The organism is Polaromonas sp. (assembly GCF_018780625.1).
In the GTDB taxonomy this organism is placed as follows: domain Bacteria; phylum Pseudomonadota; class Gammaproteobacteria; order Burkholderiales; family Burkholderiaceae_C; genus Polaromonas.
This window is the reverse complement of the sequence record NZ_JADMJK010000003.1, coordinates 1-5,696: the sequence shown is the minus strand read 5'-3', so window position 1 is coordinate 5,696 and position 5,696 is coordinate 1. Positions and strand designations below refer to the sequence as shown.

The 5,696-nt window shown below is 64.1% G+C and carries 7 protein-coding genes; all 7 read left to right on the top strand.

Translation table 11 applies throughout. From position 1 onward, the window contains the following. Positions 1-623, top strand: a 623-nt coding sequence (locus IV091_RS00250; protein WP_293463862.1) for a formate dehydrogenase subunit alpha, incomplete at its 5' end; no start/stop codon positions are given. 160 nt (positions 624-783) lie between these two features. Then, positions 784-1,404: a formate dehydrogenase FDH3 subunit beta gene (fdh3B, locus tag IV091_RS00245; RefSeq protein ID WP_293463859.1), complete on the top strand. Its 621-nt coding sequence runs from the start codon at positions 784-786 to the stop codon at positions 1,402-1,404. Then, on the top strand, positions 1,401-1,622 hold the full coding sequence (locus IV091_RS00240) for a hypothetical protein (RefSeq protein ID WP_293463856.1): 222 nt from the start codon (positions 1,401-1,403) through the stop codon (positions 1,620-1,622). The genes fdh3B and IV091_RS00240 overlap by 4 nt, the downstream gene beginning before the upstream one ends. Before the next feature lie 11 nt (positions 1,623-1,633). Beyond that, entirely contained in the window at positions 1,634-2,833 is a 1,200-nt protein-coding gene (locus IV091_RS00235; protein ID WP_293463853.1) for a formate dehydrogenase subunit gamma, read from the top strand. A 14-nt stretch (positions 2,834-2,847) separates the two neighbouring features. Further along, positions 2,848-3,231: a hypothetical protein gene (locus IV091_RS00230; protein ID WP_293463850.1), complete on the top strand. Its 384-nt coding sequence runs from the start codon at positions 2,848-2,850 to the stop codon at positions 3,229-3,231. 69 nt (positions 3,232-3,300) lie between these two features. Continuing rightward, on the top strand, positions 3,301-4,350 hold the full coding sequence (locus tag IV091_RS00225; protein WP_293463847.1) for a formate dehydrogenase accessory sulfurtransferase FdhD: 1,050 nt from the start codon (positions 3,301-3,303) through the stop codon (positions 4,348-4,350). Between the two features lie 72 nt (positions 4,351-4,422). Beyond that, a partial coding sequence (locus IV091_RS00220) for an FtsX-like permease family protein (RefSeq protein WP_366806969.1) occupies positions 4,423-5,696 on the top strand: 1,274 nt, incomplete at its 3' end.

Sequence of the window (5,696 nt, the reverse complement as noted above, 5' to 3'; positions counted from 1 at the left end):
GCTGCCATCCGTTTGGCAATGCCAAGGCGCGTGCGGTGGTGTGGAATTTCCCGGATGCGATTCCCCAGCACCGCGAGCCGCTCTACGGAACCCGACCCGACCTGATGGCCAAGTACCCGACGCACGACGACAAGAAAACTTTCTGGCGCTTGCCGACGCTGTACAAGACCGTGCAGGACAAAAACATCGCCGACAAGGTGCATGAGAAGTTCCCGCTGATCATGACCTCTGGCCGCCTGGTCGAATACGAAGGCGGCGGCGAAGAAACCCGCTCCAACCCCTGGCTGGCCGAGTTGCAGCAGGAAATGTTCATTGAGATCAACCCCAAGGTGGCGGCCGAAAAAGGCATTCGCAATGGCGAGCGCGCCTGGGTCAGCACCCCGACGGGCGCACGCCTGAATGTTCAGGCCCTGGTGACCGAGCGCGTGGCTGCCGACACGGTGTTCATGCCCTTCCACTTTTCGGGACGCTGGCAGGGCGCTGACATGCTGGCTTACTACCCCAAAGGCGCCGCGCCCATCGTGCGCGGCGAAGCCATCAACACCGCGACGACCTACGGCTACGACGCGGTGACGATGATGCAGGAAACCAAGACGACGGTTTGCAACGTCGAACGAGCATGACCCCCACGCTTGCCACTTCGTGTGCTGCGCTGCCCCCCGAGGGGGCCCGCCCGCCTGCGGCCTGGCAAAGCCAGTTCCGCGGCCGGTGCTTGCACGGGCGGGGAAGGGGAAATGCCCCTGCGCTGCGTATCTTTTTTATGACGACTTTTCAGGATTCACCATGGCACGCATGAAATTTGTTTGTGATGCGGAGCGCTGCATTGAATGCAACGGCTGCGTCACCGCCTGCAAGAACGAAAACGAGGTGCCGTGGGGCGTGAACCGCCGCCGCGTGGTCACGCTCAACGATGGCGTTGCGGGCGAGAAGTCCATTTCGGTCGCCTGCATGCATTGCAGCGACGCGCCCTGCATGGCTGTTTGTCCCGTCAACTGCTTTTACCGCACCGACGAAGGCGTGGTGCTGCACGACAAGGACATCTGCATCGGCTGCGGTTATTGCTCCTACGCCTGCCCCTTTGGCGCGCCGCAGTTTCCGTCGTCCGGAACCTTCGGGGTGCGCGGAAAAATGGACAAATGCACCTTCTGCGCGGGTGGCCCTGAAGTCAACGGCAGCCAGGCTGAATTTGAAAAATATGGCCGCAACCGCCTGGCCGAAGGCAAGCTGCCCGCCTGTGCCGAGATGTGTTCCACCAAGGCGCTGCTGGCTGGTGACGGCGATGTGGTCGCCGACATTTTCCGCAACCGGGTGGTGCAGCGCGGCAAGGGCGCCGAAGTCTGGGGCTGGGGAACCGCCTATGGTTCCCGTCAAGCGGGCCAGCCGCCCGCAGGAGCGAAATCATGATGCGCCTGGTACTGACCATTTCCACCGCCATGCTGCTGGCCGCTTGCGGTGACAAGCCGCAAACCAGCGCAGGCGTTAAAAGCGACGTACCCGCATTTCAGGGGGCGCAGAACAGCTTTGTCGAACCGGGCTGGAAGCCGGGCGACAAGACCAGCTGGGAGCAGGGGCTCAAGGCCCGTTTGCAGAACACCCAGAACGAATATTCCAAGACAAAGTGACCGGAGCCCTTATGGAACGAGCACGATTAGCTATATTTGTAATAGCGCTTGGCGTGACCGGGCTGGCGGGTGCGCAGGCCCCGGCGGCCCCGCAAGCGCAGGCCTCGGGTGCGCTTGCGCCAGCGCCTGCCACGCCCGTGGCGCCGGCTGCAGCGGGCGGCATTCAGGGCCAGAATATTTTTGAGGTCAAGCCGGAGGCCAGCGCTGACCCCAACTATGCCCAGCAGACCAATGGTGAGCGCGCCAGGGTTCAGCCTGGCAACAATGCGCCCATGTGGCGCCAGGTCGGCCAGGGTGTCACGGGCTACAGCAGCCTGCCCAAAAGCCAGGCGCCTGAAGCCGGCAACCTGATTCAGCCTTTTGTCCAGTACCCGGGCTCGCGCCTGACCAACGCCGGGGAAGCCTGGCGCCAGGTACGCAACAATTGGCTGATCCCCTACGGCGGGGCGCTGCTGCTGATCGTGCTGGGTGCGATTGCGCTGTTTTATCTGGGCAAAGGCACGCTCAAGACCCATGGCGTCGACACGGGCCGCAAGATTGAGCGTTTCACGCCGTTTGAGCGGTCGGCGCACTGGTCCAATGCCATTGCGTTTTGCATTCTGGGCATTTCAGGCGTCGTCATGGCGTTTGGCAAGTTCTTTTTGCTGCCCGTGATGGGGGCGACGCTGTTTGGCTGGCTCACCTACCTGTTGAAGAACCTGCACAACTTCGCGGGGCCGGTGTTTGCGGTGTCCCTGGTGATCATATTTTTCACCTTTGTGCGTGACAACCTGCCCAAGCGCGGCGACCTGGGCTGGCTGCTCAAGGGTGGTGGCCTGATGTCCGAGCATGAGGTGCCTTCACACCGCTTCAATGCGGGCGAAAAACTGGTGTTCTGGGGCGGCGTGTTCTTTTTGGGCATCATCGTCGTGGCTTCGGGGTTTGTGCTCGACATGCTGTTGCCGGGCCTGGTGTACGAGCGCAGCACCATGCAGATTGCGCACATGGTGCATGCCGTGGCCACCGTGCTGATGATGGCCATGTTCCTGGGCCACATCTACATTGGCACCATCGGCATGCAGGGCGCTTACCAGGGCATGAAAACCGGCTATGTCGACGAGACTTGGGCCAAAGAGCATCACGAATTTTGGTATGACGACGTGAAGGCCGGTCATATTCCGTCCCAGCGCAGTGGCAAGCCCACGCCATCGAGTCAGACCATCCAGGCATGAAGAATGAGGCTGTTATGAAAAAACTTTTGATCGTGAGTCTGCTGGCCAGCGCGTCTGCGATGGCGCTGGCCAAACTGCCACCACCCACCGAGGAAGCCAAGGCCAAGGCGGCCGAGGCCGCAGCCAAGGCCGCCTGGGCGGGCAAGGTAGATATTTACCAGCTGTGCAAGTCACAGGACAAAGTGGCGGCCAGCTACTACCAGTCGGCCAAGGCGGCCGGCAAGGAAACCAGGCCGGCCATGGTGCTGCCGCCTTGCGCGGATCCGGGGGCTTTTTCTTATGCGCCGCCTGTCGTGGCCAAGCCTATCGAGGCCGCGGGCGCGCATTCTCCGACGACCAATGCCGCCAGCCCACCGAGCACCAAGCAACCTGACGCCGTGGTGAATCCTGTCAAGTAATCCCTTGTCCGCCATCCTGTAAAAGGCCGGGCCGCTCAGCGCCGGCCTTTTTTGTTGTAGCCTCAGATCATGCCTTTGACATCCCCCGCATCCCAGGGCGCCTGCTTGCCCCGCCTGACCCACGCCCGGGCGCCCTTGACCTGTGAAATTGACGCCGTCAACGAATACGGCGAGCACCACAAGGTCTCCATTCCTGCGGAACGCGCGCTGACCGTTTATGTCGACAAGCGCGAGCTGGTCACGCTGATGACGCTGGGCGCGCATCCCGAACTGCTGGTACTGGGCTTTCTGCGCAACCAGCGGCTGCTCAAGTCGGTACACGAGATCGAGTCCATCACGGTCGATTGGGAGGTCGGCGCCGCCGCCGTCAAGACCCGCCACGGGATTGAAGACATCGAAGAAAAAACCGCCCGGCGCGTGGTGACCACCGGCTGCGGGCAGGGCAGCGTGTTTGGCGGCCTGATGGACGAGGTGGACAAGATCGCGCTGCCGCCGGGCGCCGGCATCACGCAAAGCCAGCTCTACAGCCTGGTCAACACCATCCGCCTGAAAGAAACCACGTACAAGTCGGCCGGCTCTGTGCATGCCTGCGCCCTGTTTGACACCTCCTTGCCCGAGCCGGAAATGCTGCTTTTTGTTGAAGACGTCGGGCGGCATAACGCCATGGACACCATTGCCGGCTGGATCTGGATGCAGCACGTGGCCCCCACGCTCCCCACTTCGTGTGGTTCGCTGCCCCCCGAGGGGGCGCTGCGCCTGCGGCCCGGCGAAGCCGGTTCCGCGGCCCCGGCTAGCGAAGACGGTACCTCCTCGCTGGTCGCTTCGCCGACCGATCTCGGCATGGAAGGTCTGGTGTTCTACACCACCGGCCGCATGACCAGCGAAATGGTGATCAAGTCGGCGCAGATGGGCGTGCCTGTCGTGGTGTCGCGCAGCGGCATTACCCAGATGGGGCACCAGGTCGCGCAAATGGTGGGCCTGTGCGCGATTGGCCGTGCGACCAACAAGCGTTTTGTCTGCTACAGCGGCGCGCAGCGCCTGACGCTGCAGCCGGGGGTGGTCAAGCCGGACGGGGCGCTTGATGCAGCCCGGCAGCGGGCTTCTCTGGCGCTTGAGTAAGCTTGTGGCCCGTGCCCGTGCCGCAAGTCCTTGCGGCCTCCTGTTTACCCCTTCTGCGCTAAGGTTAGGCCCATGAACTCCCTTTTTTTGAAACTTGGCTGGCGCACACTGCTGCGCGACTTGCGCGCGGGTGAATTGCGCCTGCTGATCGTGGCCGTGACGCTGGCGGTGGCGGCCCTCACGGCGGTGGGCTTTTTTGCGGACCGGCTCAAGGGCGGCTTGCAACGCGACGCCCAGCAACTGCTGGGCGGCGATGCCGTGCTGCGCAGCGATGGCCAGACCCCGGCCGCCTTTATCGCCAAGGCCCAGGCGCTGGGTCTGAAAGCGGTCACGACCGTGACCTTTCCCACCATGGGCCGCGCGCCCGATGAAAACGGCGGCGCCAGCAAGCTGGTGGCCTTCAAGGGCGTGCCCGACGGCTACCCGCTGCGCGGCAGCATGAAAGTGGCCGACAGCCTGGACGGCGCGGGCCAGATGACGCGCGACATTCCGGCGCCGGGCACGGCCTGGGCCGACGCGTCGCTGCTCGATGCCTTGGGGCTCAAGCTGGGCCAGACCCTGCTGATGGGCGAGAGCCGCTTCACGCTGACACGCGTCATCGTGCAGGAGCCCGATCGGGGCGCGGGCTTCATCAGCTTTTCGCCGCGCGTCATGGTCAACCAGGCCGACGTGGCTGCCACCGGCCTGATCCAGCCCGCCAGCCGCACCAACTACCGTTTTGCCGTGGCCGGCGACGCCGCAGCGGTCAAGGCCTATGTGAAGTGGGCCACTGACGAGATCAAAAAGCCGGGCGCCGAATCCGGCATTCGGGGCGTGCGGCTGGAGTCGCTGGAAAGCGGCAGCCCCGAGATGCAGCAGACGCTGCAGCGCGCCGAAAAATTCCTGAATCTGGTGGCCCTGCTGGCCGCGCTGCTCAGCGCCGTGGCGGTCGCCATCGTGGCGCGCAGCTTTGCCACCAAGCACCTGGACGACTGCGCCATGCTGCGGGTGCTGGGCCAGCCGCAGCGCACCATAGCGCTGGCGTACGCGTTTGAGTTCGTGGTGGCGGGGCTGTTTGCCAGCGCGCTGGGCGTGGCGCTGGGCTATGCCGTGCATTACGGTTTTGTGCTGCTGCTGGCCGGGCTGGTTGAAACGGCGCTGCCGGCGGCCACGCTCTGGCCCGTCGCGTTTGGCATGGGCATGGGCCTGACGCTGCTGCTGGCCTTTGGCCTGCCGCCGGTGTTGCAGCTGGCCCAGGTGCCGCCGCTGCGCGTGATTCGCCGCGATGTCGGCAACCTCAAGCCCGCGTCGATGGCCGTGCTGGGGCTGGGCATGCTGGGCTTTGCCGCCTTGCTGGTGGCTGCCAG